The sequence below is a fragment of the Nocardioides sp. genome (genome assembly GCF_035697785.1).
Lineage (GTDB): Bacteria > Actinomycetota > Actinomycetes > Propionibacteriales > Nocardioidaceae > Nocardioides_B.
Map to the genome: position 1 here is coordinate 1 of NZ_DASSCL010000150.1, position 19,003 is coordinate 19,003.

At 70.5% G+C, this 19,003-nt stretch carries 17 protein-coding genes; 10 read left to right on the forward strand and 7 right to left on the reverse strand.

The window, feature by feature from the left end:
- The coding region (locus tag VFH10_RS15795) for a hypothetical protein (protein WP_325130234.1) at nucleotides 1-252 on the forward strand (252 nt) is incomplete at its 5' end.
- A 107-nt stretch (nucleotides 253-359) separates the two neighbouring features.
- On the opposite strand, the gene VFH10_RS15800 is transcribed toward VFH10_RS15795, so the two are convergent.
- Complete coding sequence (locus VFH10_RS15800) at nucleotides 360-1,676, reverse strand: hypothetical protein (protein ID WP_325130236.1); 1,317 nt, start codon at nucleotides 1,674-1,676, stop codon at nucleotides 360-362.
- A 95-nt stretch (nucleotides 1,677-1,771) separates the two neighbouring features.
- On the opposite strand from VFH10_RS15800, the gene VFH10_RS15805 reads away from it, so the two are divergent.
- A complete protein-coding gene (locus tag VFH10_RS15805; RefSeq protein ID WP_325130238.1) occupies nucleotides 1,772-3,220 on the forward strand; it encodes a wax ester/triacylglycerol synthase family O-acyltransferase in 1,449 nt (482 codons plus the stop codon).
- Entirely contained in the window at nucleotides 3,217-3,705 is a 489-nt protein-coding gene (locus tag VFH10_RS15810) for a DUF6912 family protein (RefSeq protein WP_325130240.1), read from the forward strand. Before VFH10_RS15805 ends, VFH10_RS15810 begins: the two co-directional genes overlap by 4 nt.
- Nucleotides 3,706-3,709: 4 nt before the next feature.
- On the opposite strand, the gene VFH10_RS15815 is transcribed toward VFH10_RS15810, so the two are convergent.
- Complete coding sequence (locus tag VFH10_RS15815) at nucleotides 3,710-4,813, reverse strand: sulfotransferase family 2 domain-containing protein (protein WP_325130242.1); 1,104 nt, start codon at nucleotides 4,811-4,813, stop codon at nucleotides 3,710-3,712.
- A 29-nt stretch (nucleotides 4,814-4,842) separates the two neighbouring features.
- Nucleotides 4,843-5,841, reverse strand: a complete 999-nt coding sequence (locus tag VFH10_RS15820; RefSeq protein ID WP_325130244.1) for a sulfotransferase family 2 domain-containing protein — start codon at nucleotides 5,839-5,841, stop codon at nucleotides 4,843-4,845.
- A 71-nt stretch (nucleotides 5,842-5,912) separates the two neighbouring features.
- On the opposite strand from VFH10_RS15820, the gene pruA reads away from it, so the two are divergent.
- Nucleotides 5,913-7,547 carry an L-glutamate gamma-semialdehyde dehydrogenase gene (pruA, locus tag VFH10_RS15825; RefSeq protein ID WP_325130246.1) on the forward strand — a complete coding sequence of 545 codons (1,635 nt, stop codon included), beginning with the start codon at nucleotides 5,913-5,915 and terminating at the stop codon, nucleotides 7,545-7,547.
- 85 nt (nucleotides 7,548-7,632) lie between these two features.
- Here the strand turns inward: pruA and VFH10_RS15830 are convergent, their stop codons facing one another.
- The gene (locus VFH10_RS15830; protein WP_325130249.1) at nucleotides 7,633-8,097 is read right to left on the reverse strand and encodes an SRPBCC domain-containing protein; all 465 of its coding nucleotides are present in this window, start codon (nucleotides 8,095-8,097) and stop codon (nucleotides 7,633-7,635) included.
- The gene (locus VFH10_RS15835) at nucleotides 8,094-8,405 is read right to left on the reverse strand and encodes a metalloregulator ArsR/SmtB family transcription factor (protein WP_325130251.1); all 312 of its coding nucleotides are present in this window, start codon (nucleotides 8,403-8,405) and stop codon (nucleotides 8,094-8,096) included. Before VFH10_RS15835 ends, VFH10_RS15830 begins: the two co-directional genes overlap by 4 nt.
- Before the next feature lie 88 nt (nucleotides 8,406-8,493).
- Between VFH10_RS15835 and VFH10_RS15840 the strand changes: the two genes are divergently transcribed.
- The gene (locus VFH10_RS15840) at nucleotides 8,494-8,688 is read left to right on the forward strand and encodes a hypothetical protein (protein WP_325130253.1); all 195 of its coding nucleotides are present in this window, start codon (nucleotides 8,494-8,496) and stop codon (nucleotides 8,686-8,688) included.
- Between the two features lie 20 nt (nucleotides 8,689-8,708).
- Here VFH10_RS15840 and VFH10_RS15845 read toward each other — a convergent pair whose 3' ends face one another.
- Nucleotides 8,709-9,146, reverse strand: coding sequence for a hypothetical protein (locus VFH10_RS15845; protein WP_325130255.1), 438 nt, complete (start codon nucleotides 9,144-9,146; stop codon nucleotides 8,709-8,711).
- 128 nt (nucleotides 9,147-9,274) lie between these two features.
- Entirely contained in the window at nucleotides 9,275-9,751 is a 477-nt protein-coding gene (locus VFH10_RS15850; RefSeq protein ID WP_325130256.1) for a DUF2505 domain-containing protein, read from the reverse strand.
- Between the two features lie 42 nt (nucleotides 9,752-9,793).
- Here VFH10_RS15850 and VFH10_RS15855 point away from each other — a divergent pair, with 42 nt between their 5' ends.
- The 5 genes from VFH10_RS15855 to VFH10_RS15875 all read left to right on the forward strand — a co-directional run bounded on the left by VFH10_RS15855 (nucleotide 9,794) and on the right by VFH10_RS15875 (nucleotide 18,929).
- Complete coding sequence (locus VFH10_RS15855) at nucleotides 9,794-10,666, forward strand: tryptophan 2,3-dioxygenase (RefSeq protein ID WP_325130257.1); 873 nt, start codon at nucleotides 9,794-9,796, stop codon at nucleotides 10,664-10,666.
- 106 nt (nucleotides 10,667-10,772) lie between these two features.
- Entirely contained in the window at nucleotides 10,773-15,647 is a 4,875-nt protein-coding gene (locus VFH10_RS15860) for an NAD-glutamate dehydrogenase (protein WP_325130259.1), read from the forward strand.
- Nucleotides 15,644-16,546 carry an ABC transporter ATP-binding protein gene (locus VFH10_RS15865; RefSeq protein ID WP_325130261.1) on the forward strand — a complete coding sequence of 301 codons (903 nt, stop codon included), beginning with the start codon at nucleotides 15,644-15,646 and terminating at the stop codon, nucleotides 16,544-16,546. Before VFH10_RS15860 ends, VFH10_RS15865 begins: the two co-directional genes overlap by 4 nt.
- Entirely contained in the window at nucleotides 16,543-17,607 is a 1,065-nt protein-coding gene (locus VFH10_RS15870) for an ABC transporter permease (RefSeq protein WP_325130263.1), read from the forward strand. The genes VFH10_RS15865 and VFH10_RS15870 overlap by 4 nt, the downstream gene beginning before the upstream one ends.
- A gap of 44 nt (nucleotides 17,608-17,651) precedes the next feature.
- Entirely contained in the window at nucleotides 17,652-18,929 is a 1,278-nt protein-coding gene (locus tag VFH10_RS15875; protein ID WP_325130265.1) for an ArgE/DapE family deacylase, read from the forward strand.
- Nucleotides 18,930-19,003 lie beyond the last annotated feature (74 nt).

A 19,003-nucleotide genomic window follows, 5' to 3' on the forward strand; every position in this document is an offset into this window, starting at 1 on the left:
CCGTCGCTGGGCTGGAGCGAGCGCGAGATCCACGCCATGGTCGAGGGCTTCGTCCGCGCCCGAGGCGTGCACTTCGTCCCCGACGACCGGGTCGCCGCCGACCGGGCCCTGATGGCCGGCCGCAGCCTCGTGGAGTCGGGCGACTCGGCCCTCCGGCGCGGCATCACCGCGGTCGCGGACGGTCTGGTCGGTGGTGGGGCGCCCGAGTCGTCGCCGCGTCGCTTCCGTCGTCGTACCCGCGCGGCCCGGTGAGTCACGGGAGCCACCTTCCCCAGGCAACCTCCCCGTTCCCGTGGGGAGTTCACACCGGGGAGCGACCGATTACCACGGGACCGTGGTAATCCACCCCCGCCGCACGCCTACGCGCTGAACAGCAGGTACAGCCCACCCACCGTGTAGAACACCATCACGAACAGCAGCGGCAGCTGGCCGGTGAGCTGGTGCCGCCTCGGGAGCAGCTTCACCGCCCGGTCGTGCGCCGAGACCACACCGAGCACGTGTCCGGTGACGACTGCGAGCACCTTGGTCACGGCGAGGAACGTGGGGTGCGTCGACAGCCAGTAGTTGACCTGGAGGTCGCCGGTGCCGAGCAGGTCGTCGCCACGGCCGAGCGGGTCGCTGAGCAGCACCAGCGTCTGCTGGCCGACCTCCACGAAGTAGCTCAGGTAGTGGGCGATCATGTACCCGACGATGATCGGTACGACGGAGTGGGCGAACCGGTCCGGCAGGGCCCGGCGCGCCGACCCCTCACCGACCCCGGTAGCCATCGTCGCGGCGGCGAAGCTGACCGCCACCACGCCGCAGAACACCAGCAGCATCACGGTGTTGAGCAAGGTGGCGTCCAGCGACGACGTCTGCGTGTACTGCAGCCAGAAGCTCGAGTCCTTGAAGCTGTCGAACGCCGTGCTGCCGAACAGCACCGCGACCACACCCACCAGGCCCGGCCAGGCGGGCGTCCCGTCGAGGTTGTTCAGCGGGCTCCGCAGCACCAGCGTGCCGTCCGGACGGCGCCCGAAGAACGACAACCGGCCGACCAACGTGGAGTACGCCTCGAACGGGTCGGCTCGGTCGATCCACCCGCTGCCGAAGATCCCGGCGCCGAGCACGACGATGGCGACGTAGACGGCGATCCACAGGCGCACCGGCCCGAGGTACGTCGACTGCGGGTACACGAGCTCGAGCCACACGAAGGCGAGCAGGCCGAGTGCCGCCGGCCAGTACCCGATCCGCGCCGGCAGCCCGACGAGTCCCCTCTCGGGGTCGCCGCCGGTGAGCCTCGAGAACACCAGGTGGATCGTCCGGACCGGGTTGACCGCCTTGTAGAACGGGCCGAACGCCAACGAGGCCGGCACGATCCCCACCCACAGGAACACGTAGAAGACGCCGAACGTCGGGTTCACCAGGAGGTCGGGACCGAAGACCGCGGCCCAGCCGGTGTACAGGAACAGCGCCATCCCGAGCACGCGCAGGACGACCTGGAAGACGGTCGAGTCGACGAGAGCGGCCAGCCACGCCGGCGCCGGCCGACCGCTGTTGACCCCGTCGAAGCGCGGGTTGCGCCAGGCCAGCGCGAGGACGATGAACGAGACGGCGAGTGCGGCGCCGGCCCCTGCGATGGCGTACTCGGCGGGGATCGGCAGGTCTTTCGCTCCGCCGATGCCGTGGGTGAAGACCACGTCAGACGTTCTCGTGGATCAGGGGGCGACGGGCGGGGTGATGCACCGTGCCAGAATCGCACAACGACCACACCCGGGCAGGGAAAGGGGTATCGATGAGTGAGCGGCTCCGCACCGACGACATGGCCTTCCTGGTCACCGAGTCGGCGAGCACGCCCATGCACAACGCCACCCTCGAAGTGTTCGAACCCCCTGCCGACGGTTTCGACTACGACCGCCTCGTCGGTCTGATCGCCGACCGGATCGCGTTCGTCCCCCGGTATCGGCAGCGGATCCGCACCGTTCCCGGTCGGCTCGCGAGTCCGGTGTGGGTCGACGACGAGGACTTCGACCTGACCTACCACGTACGACGCTCGGCGGTGCCGCGGCCGGGGTCGATGGACCAGCTGCGCGAGCTGACCGCACGGATCGTGTCCCGGCAGCTCGACCGAAACCGTCCGCTGTGGGAGGTGTACCTGATCGAGGGGCTGGACCACGGCCGGTTCGCGATCCTGTCGAAGTCGCACCAGGTGCTCGTCGACGGGGTCTCCACCGTCGACCTCGGGCAGGTGATCCTCGACGTCGACCCCGCGCCGCGCGACACGGTGCAGGACGACTGGCGTCCGCAGCCGGAGCCCAGCACCACGACCCTCGTGGCCGGAGCGCTCGGCGACACCCTCCGGGACCCGCGCACCGCCGCGGCGACCGTGCGTGACAACGCCGAGGTCGCGCTCCGGTCGGCCGCGGCCGCGGGCACGAGGGCACTCGACCTGGTCGGGTCGATGTCCGCCCGCCGGGCCGCGCCCGAGTCGCCGTTGAGCACGGTGCTGTCGCAGCAGCGGCGCGTCGCCACCGTGAAGACCGAGCTCGAGGACTACCGCCGGGTGCGGCGCCGGCACGGCGGCACCGTCAACGACGTCATCCTCGCCACCGTCACGGGCGCCCTGCGGACCTGGCTGATGACGCGCGCCGAGTCGGTGCACGGCAGCCGCACCTTCCGCGCGATGGTGCCGATGAGCGTGATCGACCACGACCTCGAACCGACGTCGTTGGGCAGCCAGGTCGCCGGCCACCTGCTCGCACTCCCGATCGGCGAGGCAAGCCCGGTCGTCCGTCTCCACCAGGTCTCCTACGCACTGAAGGCACACAAGGAGACCGGTCGCGCGGTCGCCGCGGACCGGCTCGCCGGGGTCGCCGGGTTCGCGCCGACGACCTTCCACGCCCTGGGCGCCCGGGTCGCCGCGGCGCAGACCCGACGTGGCTTCCACCTCGTCGTCACCAACGTGCCCGGCCCGCAGTTCCCGTTGTACGCCGCGGGCGCGACCATGCTCGAGAGCTACCCGATCCCCCCGTTGCTGCCCGGGCACGCGCTCGCGATCGGCGTGACGTCGTACGACGCACACGTGTACTTCGGGCTGGCCGGCGACCGCGACGCCGTGCCCGATCTCGACGTGCTCGCGCAGTGTCTCGTCGAGTCTCTCGAGGAGCTGGTCGACAGTGCCAGCGAGTCCCGTCAGCGGGCTCCGCGGGGCCGCAAGAAGGCCACCACCAAGGCCAAGTCATGAGCACCCGCGTCTACGTCCCCAGCAGCTGGGCCGGCCTGCGCGACCTGGTCGCCGCCGACGGGATCGGTCCCGCCCCGTTCCTGGCGCACGCGGTGACCGACGGCCTGCGCGCCGAGTTCCCCGAGGGCGGCGAGGAGGAGTGGGAGTACGCCGCGGCCGCGGCCGCTTCGCGCTCGTCGTTGTCGCTGATCCGCGACGTCGACCCACCGCGCCGCGCGGTGGTGGCGGTGGACGTCGAGACGTTGTCCGTGCCCGACATGGAGGACCCGACCGTGGTCGAGGTCGAGGAGGTCGTCCCGTTCCGCAGGATCGCGGCCGTGCTCGTCGACCTCGACGACGCGTCTGCAGACGTGCGGGCGGCCGCCGCGCGCTACGCCGACTCCGTGGACGGCGACCCCGAGGCGGAGGCGCTCGTCGAGGCGGCGCTCGACCACGAGCTGGCGTGGTACGCCGCCCAGGAGATCGGCGACCTGCTGGCCGAGTGAGGCGTCAGGCCCGCCGGAGCAGACGCCCGCGCAGCCGGCCGGTCAACCGGCCCAGGGATGCCTTGGGTGAACGCGCCGCGCGCGCGACCCGGCCGGCCAGCGACCGCCCGCGTCCGCGCGACTGCACCCGGCGGTTCTCCGCGCGCAGTCGTCTCGCCTCGGCCTCCGCCCGGCGGAGCCGCTTGCGCGCCGCCCGTTGCCGACGGGCCAGCTCGTCACGCTCGTGGCGCCACTGCTTGCCGGTCTTGTTGACGTGGTCGATCCAGTCGTTGGCGACGGTGTGGTACGCCGCGTGTGCGATCGCGTCGCGGTTCCAGCCGTCGGCGGCGAACTTCAGGGAGCCGAAGTCCCAGCGGTGCCCGTAGGCGTCGAAGTCCTCCTTGTAGAGCTCCTCGATCGCCTCCTTCACGCCGCCGCCCATCACCTCGCGCGTCATCGGCAGCGGGGTCTCGTTGGCCCGGGGGAGGTAGAGCTCCTGGTCCTTGCCGACGCCGCGCAGGTGGGCGTGCAGGTCGGCGGTGAAGGTGGAGAAGTCCCGCAGGTCGTAGACCTTCGTGTAGGGGATCCTGTCCGGCGCGAGCCACCGCATCTGGGTGTGGAAGTGGTTGTCGTTCCTGAGGATCGGGTCGCTCGTCCACGGGTGCAGCTCGACGAACCTCGCGAAGTCCTCGACCACGTCGGAGGCCCGCTGCGGCACCCTGGGGAAGAACGGCGCGTCCTCGAAGTTGGTGCGGTAGCGGTGGTGGCGGACCAGGAACTTGGACTGCCAGGCCGACCAGAGCCGGCTCCACGGGTCGCGCAGCAGGCCGAAGACGAACCAGCCGTTCTCCGGGTTGATCTCCGCGACCTGCTCCGGGGTCATCTTGTTGAGGCCGGTCGTGTGCCGGAAACGGCCGCGGCCGCGGTGGATGGTCATCAGCCGGCTCTGCACGCCGCTGGAGCCGTTGCGGAACACCTCGAGGTCCTCGCCCGCAAGGTCGGCCACCATCCACTTCAGGCTGGTGCAGGCGACCTTGGTGGTCGAGACGTAGACCAGCTTGTGCTCGGGGAGGACGAAGGAGTTCCCCGGCGTCTTGGTGAAGCGGGTGGTGCTGGGCTCGACCGGCATGGGGCGGATCCTAGTCAAGGGCGGGAGGGTCACGGGCGGGCGCTGAGCTGGTCGTTGCGCTCGCGCAGCCGACGGACCCGACGCTCGGTCTCGGCCAGGCGTCGCTCGATCCGGCGTACCTGTGTGCGCCTGCGGTCACGTTGCTTGCGCCAGCGCTTCCCGGTCGCCCAGACCTGGCCGATCCAGTCGTTGACCTCGGTCTGGTAGGCGACGTGGGCGATCGCGTCGGGCGTCCAGCCGTCGGTGCCGACCTTCACCCGCTCGAAGTCCCATCGCTCGCCGAAGGCGTCGAAGTCCTCGCGGAACAGCTCCTCGATCGCCTCCTTGACTCCGTCCGCGAGCACCTCCCGGGTCAGCGGCAGCGGGGTCTCGTTGGCCCGGGGGACGTAGAGCTCCTGGTCCTGGCCGCGCGCGCGCAGGTGGGCGTGCAGGTCGTCGGTCATCGACGAGAAGTCGGTGAGGTCGTAGATCCTGGTGAACGGGATCTGCTCCGGCTGCAACGCGCGGACCTGGGGGCGGAAGTGCAGGTCCGTCTGCAGCCGCGGGTCCGTCGTCCAGGGGTGCATCTCGACGAACTTCGCGAAGTCCTCGACCACGTCCGACGCCTTCTCGGGCACCCGCGGGAAGAACTCGTCGTCGCGGAAGTTGCGCACGTAGCGGTTGGCGCGGACGAGGAACTTCGACTGCCACGCGGACCACAGCCGGGTCCACGGGTCGCGCAGGGCGCCGAAGACGAACCACCCGTTGGCGGGGCTGATCCGGGCCACCTCGTCGGCGGGCATCGTGTGCACGGCCTTGACGTGCTCGAGCTCGGCGCGACCGGGGTGGATGGTCATCAGTCGGCTCTGCATGCCGCTCGCGACGTTCTTGATCCGGTCGTGGTCCTCGCCGGCGAGGTCGGCCACCATCCACTTCAGGGTCGTGCAGGCCACCTTCGCCGCGGACACGTAGACGACCTGGTGCTCGGGGACCACCCAGGTGTTGCCCGGGGTGGTCAGGAACGAGCCGGGGTGCGGTGCGTGCGGCATGGTGCGGATCCTACGTGGGGCGGTTCCGGGCGACTTTGGTCACAGCCCCGGCGTCTGACACCATCGGCCGCATGGACGCCATCACCACCCCTCCGGCTCCGGTGAACGAGCCGAACCTCACCTACGCCCCCGGCACCCCCGAGCGGGCCGCCCTGGAGCTGGAGCTCAAGCGTCAGGAGGACGTGCAGCTCGACCTCACCGCCACCATCGGCGGCGCCAAGAAGATGGGTGGTGGTGCCGAGATCGAGGTCGTCCAACCGCATGACCACGGCCACGTGCTCGGCGTTCTGAAGAACGCCACGCAGGCCGACGCCCGGGCGGCGGTCAAGGCCGCGCGCGACGCCGCGCCGGGCTGGGCCGCGATGTCGTTCGACGACCGGGCGGCGGTGCTGCTCAAGGCCGCCGACCTGCTTGCCGGCCCGTGGCGTCAGCGGATCAACGCGGCCACCATGCTCGGCCAGTCCAAGACGGCGTTCCAGGCGGAGATCGACAGCGCCTGCGAGCTGATCGACTTCTGGCGGTTCAACGTCCACTACGCGCGGCAGATCCTCGCCGACCAGCCGATCGCCAACGCCCGGGGCATCTGGAACCGCACCGACCACCGCCCCCTCGAGGGCTTCGTCTACGCGATCACCCCGTTCAACTTCACCGCCATCGCCGGCAACCTGCCCACCGCTCCGGCCCTGATGGGCAACACCGTGATCTGGAAGCCGTCGCCGACCCAGCAGGTCGCGGCGCACCTGACCATGGAGCTCTTGGAGGAGGCCGGGATGCCCCCCGGCGTCATCAACATGCTGCCCGGTGACGGCCTCGCGGTCTCCGAGGTGGCGCTGGCGCATCCGGACCTCGCCGGCATCCACTTCACCGGCTCGACGCCGACGTTCCAGCACCTCTGGTCCACGGTGGGCGCCAACATCTCGAAGTACCGCTCCTACCCGCGCATCGTCGGCGAGACCGGAGGCAAGGACTTCATCGTCGCGCACTCCTCGGCCGACCCGGACGTGCTCCGGGTGGCGATGCTGCGCGGCGCGTTCGAGTTCCAGGGCCAGAAGTGCTCGGCCGCGTCCCGGGCCTACGTCGCACGCTCGGTGTGGAACCGGGTGCGTGACGACTTCATCTCCGAGGTCGACGCGATCAGCCAGGGCGACGTCACGGACTTCTCCAACTTCATGGGCGCCGTGATCGACGACCGGGCGTTCGCCAAGCACAAGAAGGCCATCGCGCGGGCGAAGCGGTCCAAGACCCTCGACATCGTGGCCGGCGGCAAGGTCGACGACTCGGTCGGCTACTTCGTCCGGCCCACTGTGGTCGAGGGTGGTGACCCCACCGACCAGATGTTCTCCACGGAGTACTTCGGCCCGATCCTGGCCGTGCACGTCTTCGACGACGGCGACTTCGAGACGGTCGTGGACCAGATGGAGTCGATCGCGCCGTACGCCCTCACCGGTGCCGTCCTCGCGCAGGACCGCCGGGCGGTCGCGTGGGCGACCGAGCGGCTGCGCTTCGCCGCCGGCAACTTTTACATCAACGACAAGCCGACCGGTGCGGTCGTCGGCCAGCAGCCGTTCGGTGGTGGCCGCGCCTCGGGCACCAACGACAAGGCCGGCGCCGCGGTCAACCTGCTGCGCTGGACCTCGCCGCGGTCGATCAAGGAGACGTTCGACCCGCCGAAGGACTACCGCTACCCGTACATGAACCTCGACTGAGCGAGCCACCACCCCCGATATCGGTAGCGACAGCGTGAGCCATGGGTCACGGTCGGCATACCGATATCGGTGGGGGTGCGGCGGGTCAGGCCGGGGTCGCGGCGGCGGAGTACCGCTCGAGCACGACGACCCAGCCGGTCTCGTACGACGCGCGGATGTCGGCGTTGGCCCGCCGCTCCCAGCCGGTGTGCACGAGTGACACCCGGACCTGGTCGTCCTCGGCCGCGAACCGCACCTCGACCTCGGTCGCCTCGTCGGGGTCGACCCCCGGGTGCCAGCTGATCCGGAACCCGTGCGGAGGGTCCCAGTCGAGCACCTCGCCCCAGGTGCTGGCGCTCCGGCCGGCCCGCTCGACCAGGCGACCGTCCTCGAACGCGACGGTGGCGTGCTCGCCGAAGACGCTGTGCGTGGCCATCGGCCACCAGCTGCCGATCCGCTCGGTGAACAGGGCGAACGCCGTGTCGAGGTCGGTCCTGACCAGCACCTCGCGCACGACCGGCGCGACGGACCTGGCAGGGGGTTGAGGTGGACGTTCGGACTGCATGGTCATGGTTGCTCCTTCTCGACGTGCTCGGCGAAGGACGCGAGCACGTCGTCCCAGGTGGTGACGAGCCACTGCTGCAGGTCGACGAGGCCCTCGGGGGCCAGCGCGTAGAGGTTGCGGGTGCCGCGACTGCGGTGCCGCACGAGTCCGGCCCCCTCCAGCACCTTGAGGTGCTTGCTGACGGCGGGCCGGCCGACGGGCAGGTCCGCGGCGATCGCGCCGACCGGGCGGGGCCCGGTGGCGAGCAGCTCGACGATCCGGCGCCGGGTGGGGTCACCGAGCGCGTCGAGACAGAGTTCCGTTTGGTTGCTCATGAGTAACGGTTACTCTAGAGCAACCAACAACCCGGGGAAAGGCCCGGCCGGCACTGGTCCGGACCGGGTCGGGGAGAATGGCCCGATCATGGCCGCGCTCCTGCTCTCCCCGACGACGGCACTGGTGGTCGCCGCCCATCTCGGCGGGCTGCATCCCTACGAGAACGCGCTCGTGCTGGCGATCGCGTTCGGCCCGTTCATCGTGCTCGGCATCGTCGTGACCGTGCTACGACGTCGCGACGTCGCCGACGAGTCGAAGACGGAGAAGCGCATCCCCGACTGAGCCGTGAACCGAGGAAGGGCTCAGGAGACCGCGGCCTTCACCAGCTCGGCTACGCGTGCCTCCACCTCCGGGCTCCACTGCCGGAGCGCGTAGGACACCGGCCAGAGGTCCCCGTCGTCGAGGTTCGCCGTGTCCTGGAAGCCCAGCGTCGAGTACCGGTAGTTGAACTTGCCCGCGTCCTGGAAGAAGACGACGACCTTGCCGTCGGCGTTCGCGTAGGCCGGCATCCCGTACCACGTCTTGGGCGCCAGGTCGGGAGCGGTGCGCGTCACGGTCGCGTGCACGCTCTCGGCGAGCTCGCGGTCGTCCGGCGCCATCTGGGCGATCCGGTCGAGGACCGCCTGCAGGCCCTCGGCCTTCTTGCCCTCGGCCCGCAGCTCCGCGGCGCGTTCCTTCATCGCGGCGCGCTCCTGCGCGGTGAAGCCCTCGGACTCGGTCTTTGCGCTCTTCGCGGCCATGGTCGCGCTCCCTTCGATGCTCCAGGCCCGACGCTGTGTCGGCCATTGCTAGAAGGCTAGGCGCGGCCACGCCGTGGTGCTTCTCGATTCCTGACCGGTTGCGCAGGCGGCCCGCGCTCGTACGCCGGTCAGCGGCCGAGCCACCTCGCGCCGACCTTGCCCTCGGTGCGCAGGGCGGAGGCCAGCAGGTCGCCGATGAGCGACTCGAGCTTGCCGCCGACCAGCGGGATCGACACCTTGATGTCACCGGTCACGGTCTCGACGGTCTCGCCGTCCCGCTCCGCGAGCGTGATCTTGCCCTTGAAGTGACCCGGCTTGCCCGGGATGTTGACCTCGAGGTTCGCCCCGCTCGGGCCGGCCCAGGTCTCGTTCTGCACGACCTGGATCTTGTCGCCGACGAACTTCGTCGCGAAGGACGGGATCCCGTCGGCCGGCATCGTCCGGTCGACCACGACGTTCATCCCGGTGCCGGAGGGGGTGACCTGCACGGTGTGGGCCAGGGTGCCGCTCGCCTCGCAGACCTGCTCGCGGAACGCCTGCTCGCCGAGCATCGCGTAGACGTCGTCCGCACCCGCGGCGTACCGGATCTCGTGGTTGAACTTCATGGCGGACATCATGCATGACGCGCCGGGGTTACGGTGTCCGGCGTGACCGAGGAGAAGTACGCAGGGGAGTGGGGCGCGGCCAACGCCGCCCAGGACGACGTCGCGTTCGGCGAGCAGGGCGCGCGGTTGACCTACGGCAGCTACCTCCGGCTGGAGCAGCTGCTGGCGTCCCAGCAGCTCGAGTCCGAGCCGGCGGCGCACGACGAGCTGCTGTTCATCACCATCCACCAGGTCTACGAGCTGTGGTTCAAGCAGCTGCTGCACGAGGCGACCGCCGCACGCGACGCCATGATGGCAAGCGGGACGAGCGGGAGCAGCGGGGGCAGTTCCGGGGACAACCGGGTCTGGTGGGCCCAGCACCTGCTCCAGCGGATGCACGTCATCGAGCGCGTGCTCGTGCAGCAGATCGACGTGCTCGAGACCATGACCCCGCAGGACTTCCTGCAGTTCCGCCAGGCGCTCGCGCCCGCCAGCGGGTTCCAGTCGGTGCAGTTCCGTGAGCTGGAGTTCCTCTCCGGCGCGAAGGACCCGTCGTTCGTCGAGCGGTTCAAGGGCCTCACCCCAGGCGAGAAGGAGCGGCTCCGCACCCGGCTCGCCGAGCCGACGCTGTGGGACGCGTTCCTGCACGTCCTCGAGAGTCGCGGGTTGCCCGTGGCCGACGACGCGGAGATCACCGACTCGGTGCGGCGTACCGCCCACGACCGCGCCCGCTACGCGGATGTCTGGGCGCTCGCCGAGGCCCTGCTCCAGCACGACGAGCTCGCCGCCGCGTGGCGGGCCCGGCACGTGGTGATGGTCGAGCGGATGATCGGGACCAAGACCGGCACCGGCGGCTCGTCCGGCGCCAACTACCTCCGCAGCCGCCTCGACCTGCGCTACTTCCCGCTGCTCTGGGAGCTCCGCTCGCACCTCTGAAGGTCGGATTGCGGGCGTTTGCGCGCCCCGGTTGGTGGCGCGCGAGCACACGCAATAGTGTCGGGCTGACGGCACAACGGCGTGCCGAGAGAAGGGCCGGATACTCGTGCGTACGACGCTGGAAGAGACCAAGGACGACCTCATCGAGAGGGCCGCCTCCCTGGCTACTCACCGCAAGGGATCCGGGGCCCCGCCAGGCGAGGCGGCGACGCAGCTGCTCAAGATCTTCTACAAGCACGTCGCCCCCGAGGACATCAACGACCGCAGCGAGGTCGACCTCTACGGCGGCGCGATGGCGCAGTACAAGCTCGCCGCCAACCGGCCCCAGGGCACCGCCAACATCCGCGTGTTCACCCCGACCGTCTCCGAGCACGGCTGGTCGGCCGGGGGACACACCGTGGTCGAGGTCGTCACCGACGACATGCCGTTCCTGGTCGACTCGGTGACCATGGAGCTGACCGAGCGCTCCCGTGACGTCCACATGGTCGTGCACCCCCAGCTCCTCGTTCGCCGGGACGTCACCGGCGAGCTGAAGGAGGTCTTGGTCGACGACGAGATGACCCCGTCGGCGGACCTGCCCCACGACGTCTTCCGCGAGTCGTGGATGCACATCGAGATCGACCGGGAGAGCAGCCCCGAGCAGATCACCGAGCTCGAGCAGTCGCTCGCGAAGGTGCTCCTCGACGTCCGCGAGGCGGTCGAGGACTGGGAAAGGATGCGCGCGCAGGCCCGCGAGATCGTCGCCGAGCTCGACCGCGAGCCGCCGCCGCTGCCCGACGACGAGATCGAGGAGGGCAAGGCCCTTCTCGAGTGGCTGGCCGACGACCACTTCACCTTCCTCGGCTACCGCGAGTACCGCCTCGAGGGCGAGGGTGACGAGGTGGTCCTGCGCGCCGTCCCCGGCACCGGTTTCGGCATCCTCCGCTCCGACCAGGACATGTCCACGTCGTTCGGCAAGCTGCCGCCGATCGTGCGCGCCAAGGCTCGCGAGAAGACCCTGCTGGTGCTGGCCAAGGCCAACTCCAAGGCGACCGTGCACCGGCCCGTCTACCTCGACTACATCGGCGTCAAGACGTTCGACAAGGACGGCGAGGTCGTCGGCGAGCGCCGGTTCCTCGGCCTGTTCTCGTCGGCCGCCTACACCGAGTCGCTGACCAGGATCCCGGTCATCCGGCAGAAGGCGCAGGAGGTCATCGACCGCGCCGGCTTCGAGCCGCTGAGCCATACCGGCAAGGCGCTCATGGACGTCCTCGAGACCTACCCCCGCGACGAGCTGTTCCAGACCCCGATAGACGAGCTGGTCCCGATCGCCGAGGCGGTGCTGCACACCCGCGAGCGGCGCCAGCTGCGGCTGTTCGTGCGACGTGACACCTACGACCGCTACCTGTCCTGCCTCGTCTACCTACCGCGCGACCGCTACACGACGGCGGTCCGGGAGCGGATCGCGGCGATCCTCAAGGCCCAGCTCGGCGGCGAGTCGCTGGAGTACACCGCGCGGGTGTCGGAGTCGATGCTCGCCCGGCTGCACTTCGTCGTACGCCCTCCCAAGGGCGAGCTCATCGGCGACTTCGACCAGGAGGACCTCGAGCGCCGGCTGGCCGAGGCCGCCCGCTCGTGGCGTGACGACCTGGTCAGCGCGGTGCACGCGGAGTACGGCGAGGAGGAGGGCGCGCGGCTGTCCCGGGCGTACGCCGAGGCGTTCCCCGAGGCCTACAAGGAGGACTACCCGCCGCGCACCGGCGCCGTCGACCTGGGCCGGATCGAGGGGATCGAGGGCGACGAGGGCGTCGCGCTGTCGTTCTACCAGCTGATGGACTCAGGTCCGCTCGAGGCGCGGCTGAAGGTGTTCCGGGTCGGCCGACCGCTCTCGCTGAGCAACGTGCTGCCGGTGCTCAGCTCGATGGGCGTCGAGGTCATCGACGAGCGGCCCTACGACCTGGTCGGGCTCGACCGCGAGTCGCACATCTACGACTTCGGGCTGCGCTACACCAAGCCGCTCCCGGCCGCCGGCCGCGAGCTGTTCCAGGACGCGGTCAACGCCGTGTGGGAGGACCGCAACGAGATCGACGGCTTCAACGGCCTGGTCCTCGCCGCCGGCCTGACCTGGCGACAGGCGACCCTGCTGCGTGCCTACGCCAAGTACATGCGGCAGGGCGGCACGCCGTTCGCACAGGACTACATCGAGGGCGCGCTCAAGCAGAACGTCGACATCACCCGCTACCTCGTCGAGCTGTTCGAGGCGCGCTTCGACCCCGGCCGCACCGGCGATATGCCGAGCGACGCCGAGGCCCGGGTGGCCCGGTGCGAGGAGCTCGAGGGGCGGATCCACAAGGCCCTCGACGACGTGGTGAGCCTCGACCACGACCGCATCCTGAGGTCCTACCTGACCGTCCTCGAGGCCACCCTGCGCACCAACTACTTCCAGGTCGCGGCCGACGGGCGCCCGAAGCCCTACATCTCCTTCAAGATCCAGCCCGACCGGATCCCCGAGCTGCCGCAACCGCGGCCGAAGTTCGAGATCTTCGTGTACTCACCGCGGGTCGAGGGCGTGCACCTCCGCTTCGGCGCGGTCGCGCGAGGAGGCCTGCGCTGGTCCGACCGCCGCGACGACTTCCGCACCGAGGTGCTGGGCCTGGTCAAGGCGCAGATGGTGAAGAACGCCGTCATCGTGCCGGTCGGCGCCAAGGGTGGGTTCTTCTGCAAGCAGCTGCCCGACCCGTCAGACCGTGAGGCGTGGCTGGCCGAGGGTGTCGCCTGCTACAAGACGTTCATCTCCGGGATGCTCGACATCACCGACAACCTGGTCGCCGAGGCGACCGTCCCGCCTGACCACGTCGTGCGCCACGATGGCGACGACGCCTACCTCGTGGTGGCCGCCGACAAGGGCACCGCGACGTTCTCCGACATCGCCAACGGTGTCGCGCGCGACTACGGCTTCTGGCTCGGTGACGCCTTCGCCTCCGGTGGGTCGGTGGGTTACGACCACAAGGCCATGGGCATCACGGCACGCGGCGCGTGGGAGTCGGTCCGCCGGCACTTCCGCGAGCGCGGCATCGACTGCCAGGCCGAGGACTTCACGTGTGTGGGCGTCGGCGACATGTCGGGGGACGTCTTCGGCAACGGCATGCTGCTCTCCGAGCACATCCGGCTGGTCGCCGCCTTCGACCACCGCGACATCTTCCTCGACCCGACGCCCGACGCGGCGGCGTCGTACGTCGAGCGTCGCCGCCTGTTCGACCTGCCCCGATCGAGCTGGCAGGACTACGACCGGTCGCTCGTCTCCGAGGGCGGTGGCGTCTTCCCGCGCTCGGCCAAGTCCATCAAGATCACGCCGCAGGTGCGCCAGGCACTGTCGCTCGACGGCTCGGTCACCTCGATGACCCCGGCGGAGCTGATGCGCGCCATCCTGCTCGCGGACGTCGACCTGCTCTGGAACGGCGGGATCGGCACCTACGTGAAGGCCACGTCCGAGACCGACGCCGAGGTCGGTGACAAGGCCAACGACCCGATCCGGGTCAACGGCGGCGACCTGCGCTGCAAGGCGGTCGGCGAGGGCGGGAACCTCGGCCTGACCCAGCGAGGGCGGATCGAGTACGCCCGCAACGGTGGCCGGATCAACACCGACTTCATCGACAACTCCGCGGGCGTGGACACCTCCGACCACGAGGTGAACATCAAGATCCTGCTCGACCAGGTGGTCGCCAACGGCGACCTCACCGAGAAGCAGCGCAACGACCTGCTGGCCTCGATGACCGACGAGGTCGGACGGCTGGTGCTGGCCGACAACTACGAGCAGAACATCGCGCTCGCGTCCGCCGTGCGCAACGCCGTACCCCTCCTGCACGTGCACGAGGACTGGATCCGCCGGCTCGAGCGCGCGGGTCTGATGGACCGCGAGCTCGAGGCGCTGCCGAGCCGCAAGACGATGAACACCCTGCGCGAACGCAAGGAAGGACTCACCGTCCCGGAGCTGTCGGTGCTGCTCGCCTACACCAAGATCGTGCTCGCCGACGAGCTGCTCGCGACCGACCTGGCCGACGACCCGTTCCTGCGCAGCGACCTGTTCAGCTACTTCCCGAGCCCCATGCGGCAGACCTACCGGGAGCGGATGGAGGCGCACCCGCTGCGCCGGGAGATCGTGATCACCCAGGTCGTCAACGACCTCGTCAATGGGGCCGGCATCACGTTCTTCCACCGGCTCTCGGAGGAGACCGGCGCGACCGTCGACGAGCTGGTGCGGGCGAACTTCGTGGCTCGGGAGATCTTCGGGTCGCGGGCGCTCATCGACGAGGTGTGCGCCCACGACAACTCGATCCCGGCGGACGTGCAGACACACATGCGCCTGGAGATGCGGACGCTGGTCGAGCGCGCGTCGCGGTGGCTGATCAACAACCGCCGCCCACCGTTGGCCAGCGAGGCGACCGTCGACTTCTTCGGCGTCGTGGGCCAACAGGTGGTGCAGGCGCTGCCGGAGCTGCTCACCGGCCGCGAGCTCGCCGCGTTCGAGTCCCGCCGCGACGTGCTGGTCGGGCAAGGCGTTCCCGAGGACCTCGCGGTCCGGGTCGCGGTGCTGCCCCCGGCGTACGCCGCCCTGAGCATCGTCGAGACCGCCAAGCGCGACGACCTCGACCCGCTCGAGGTTGCGAGGGTGCACTTCGCGCTCGGCGAGCGCCTCGGGCTGTCCGCCCTGGTGGCGCGGATCCTGTCGCTGCCGCGTGACGACCGCTGGCAGACGATGGCCCGCGCGGCGCTCCGCGACGACCTGCACACGGTGCACGCGCAGCTCACCGCCCAGGTGCTGGGCGAGACGGCCGCCGGCCAGCCGGCGCCGGTGCGGATCGCCGACTGGGAGGAGGACGACGAGGTCGTCGTCTCCCGGGCGGTCGGCACGCTCGACGAGATCTGCGCCGACGACAGCGCCGACCTCGCCCGACTCTCGGTGGGGCTGCGGGTCGTCCGGACCATGCTCGCGACTCCGTGACAGCGGCGATCGAGGCCAGGTCTCTGCGCAAGGTCTACGGCGAGCTGGTCGCGGTCGACGACGTCAGCTTCAGTGTGGAGCCGGGAGAGATCTTCGGGATCCTCGGCCCCAACGGTGCCGGCAAGACCACGACGCTGGAGATGGTGGAGGGGCTGCGCGAGCCCGACGGTGGCGAGAGCCGGATCCTCGGCGAGCGCACCTGGCCACGCAACGCGGCCGTGCTGCCCCGGGTCGGCGTGCAGCTGCAGGCGTCGGCGTTCTTCGAGCGGCTCACCGCCCGCGAGCAGATCCGCACGTTCGCCTCGCTCTACGGCGTGCGTGCGGACCAGGCGGACTCGTGGCTCGAGCGCGTCGGGCTCACCGAGAAGGCCGACACCCGCTCGGAGCGGCTCTCGGGCGGGCAGCTGCAGCGGCTGGCGATCGCCTGCGCACTCGTGCACGAGCCCGAGGTGGTGTTCCTCGACGAGCCGACCGCGGGGGTCGACCCGCAGGCCCGACGCAACCTCTGGGACCTGCTCCGCGGGCTCAACGACGAGGGCCGCACGCTGGTTCTCACCACGCATCACCTCGACGAGGCCGAGGCGCTCTGCGACCGGGTCGCGATCATGGACCACGGCCGGATCCTGCAGCTGGACACGCCTGCGGCGCTGGTGCGCGGCCTCGACGCTCCGGTGCACGTGTACGTCGCGCCACAGCAGCTCACCCTCGACGCGGCCCGCGGCCTTCCGGGTGCCGACGAGGCGCACCTCGACGACACGTCCGTCGTGATCAGCACCCGCGCCCCGTCCGACGTACTCACGCGGCTGGCGGAGCTGGACGCGCTCGAGGGTCTGCAGGTCCGAGCAGCGACCCTGGAGGACGTGTTCCTGGACCTGACCGGCCGCGAGTACCGAGCATGACCACACCGTTCTGGGCGATCGCCGTCGCGATCGTCAAGGGCTTCGCGCGGGACCGCGCCGCAGTGTTCTTCGCGCTGGTCTTTCCGCTGATGTTCCTCGTGCTCTTCGGCGGCATCTTCACCTTCGACGGCACCTCGCGGCTCGACGTGATCCAGGTCGGCGACGTGGCGCTCCTGGACTCCCTGCCGCCCGGCGCCCGCGAGGCCTTCGACGACACCTTCGAGGTGAGCCGTTCCGACGACCTCGACGCCGCGCTGGCCGAGGTCCGCCAGGGCGACGCCGACGCGGTCATCGAGATGCAGGGCGGCACGCTGGTCGCGCACTACACCCAGACCGACCAGGTGAAGGCGGCGATGACCCAGGGGGCGCTGCGGGCGTTCGTCGACGGCGCCAACGTCGCCTCCTCCGGCCGCCCCCCGCAGTTCGACTTCCGGGCCGAGCAGGTCGAGGACGAGTCGCTCCAGGCGATCCAGTTCGTCACCCCCGGCCTGCTCGGCTGGGCGATCGCGATGAGCGCGTCGTTCGGCGCCGCGGCGACGTTGCAGGGCTGGCGACAGTCCAAGCTGATGCGTCGCCTGCAGCTGTCCCCGGTGCCCGCTCGCACGATCGTCGGTGCCCGGGTGCTGGTCACCGTCCTGGTCGCCCTGGTGCAGATGGCGATCTTCCTCGGGCTCGGCTTCTTCGCCTTCGGCCTCCAGCTCAACGGCTGGTGGTGGATGAGCGTGCCGCTGCTGGTCGTCGGGACGCTCTGCTTCATGTCGCTGGGGCTGCTCGCCGGTGCGGTCGCCAAGTCGACCGAGGGTGCCGTCAACATGGCCAACTTCCTGGTGCTGCCGATGGCGTTCCTGAGCGGGTCGTTCTTCCCGCTGGACGGGGCACCGGCCTGGCTGCAGAACATCTCCCTGGCCCTGCCGCTGCGGCACCTCAACGACGGCATGCTCGACCTGATGGTGCGCGGCGCGGGGCCGTCGGCCGTCGTCGTACCCATGGCGATCCTGCTCGCGTTCACGCTGGTGATGACCGGACTGGCGGCGCGGCTGTTCCGCTGGGACGCCGACTGACCCGTCGGCGTCGGCGCTCGGGGCGGGCTGTCACACTCGGCGCCATGAGCGACTCCCTGTCCGCCCTGGAACGGTCCGTGCTCGGCCACCTCGACGAGGACGCCCTGGTCGAGAGCCTGGTCGATCTCGTCCGGATCCCCAGCGTCGGAGGCTCCGACGCGGAGGTCGAGGTGCAGGAGCACGTCGGGTCGGTGCTGCGCGACCTCGACACCGACGTGGACCAGTGGGACATCGACCTCGACGAGCTCGCCGACGATCCTTGGTTCCCCGGCGTGGAGGTGGAGCGGTCGCGCGCGGTCGGCATCGTCGGTACGACGGAGGGCGACGGGCCGCCCGGCCTGGTCCTCAGCGGGCACACGGACGTCGTACCGGCCGGTGACGTCGAGACCTGGGGCGGCTCCGACCCGTTCTCGGCCGAGATCCGCAACAACGAGCTGCACGGTCGCGGAGCCTGCGACATGAAGGCCGGCGTCGCGGTCAACCTGGCGGTCGTGCGCACGCTCCGTGCCGCCGGCGTACGCCTCGAACGGCCGCTCGCCGTGCACTCCGTGATCGGCGAGGAGGACGGCGGGCTGGGTGCGTTCGCCACCCTCCGCCGCGGGCACCGCGGCGACGCGTGCGTGATCACCGAGCCGACCAGCGCCCAGATGGTGACCGCGACGGCCGGGGCGCTGACGTTCCGGATCGAGGTGATCGGCCGCTCCTCGCACGGTTCGCTGCGGCGGGAGGGGGTCAGCGCGTTCGAGCTGTTCCTGCCGATCCACCAGGCGCTCGTCGAGCTGGAGACCGAGCGCAACAAGGACGTCGACCGCGACTTCGTGAGCGACCTGCCGTACGCATTGTCCTTCGGGGTCGTGCAGTCGGGAGTGTGGTCGTCCAACGTGCCCGACAAGCTCGTCGCCGAGGGTCGCTTCGGCGTGCGGATCGACGAGGACCCGCGCACGGCCCGGATGCTGTTCGAGGATGTCGTCGCCGAGGTGGCCGCGCGGGACGCGTGGCTGCAGGAGCACCGGCCCGTGGTCACGTGGCCCGGCGGCCAGTTCGCGAGCGGCTGGCTCGACGACGACCATCCGCTGATCACCGAGACGTCCGATGCGGTGGCGGCCGCCGGCGGCGCCCGGATCCCGCCCAACGTGGCCGGCGTCTACGGCAGCGACCTGCGCCTCTACACCGGCATCGGCGGCGTCCCCACGCTGCACTACGGCCCGGGCAACATGCGGCTGGCGCACACGCCGGTGGAGCGCGTGGACCTCGACGAGGTCGCCCAGGTCGCGCGGGCGCTGCTCGTGCTGACGCTGCGGCGCTGCGGCGTGCGGGCCTGACCCCCCGATATCGGTAGCTGGGGAGTGACCCATGGACCACGGTTCGACTACCGATATCGGTGAGGATGTGACCG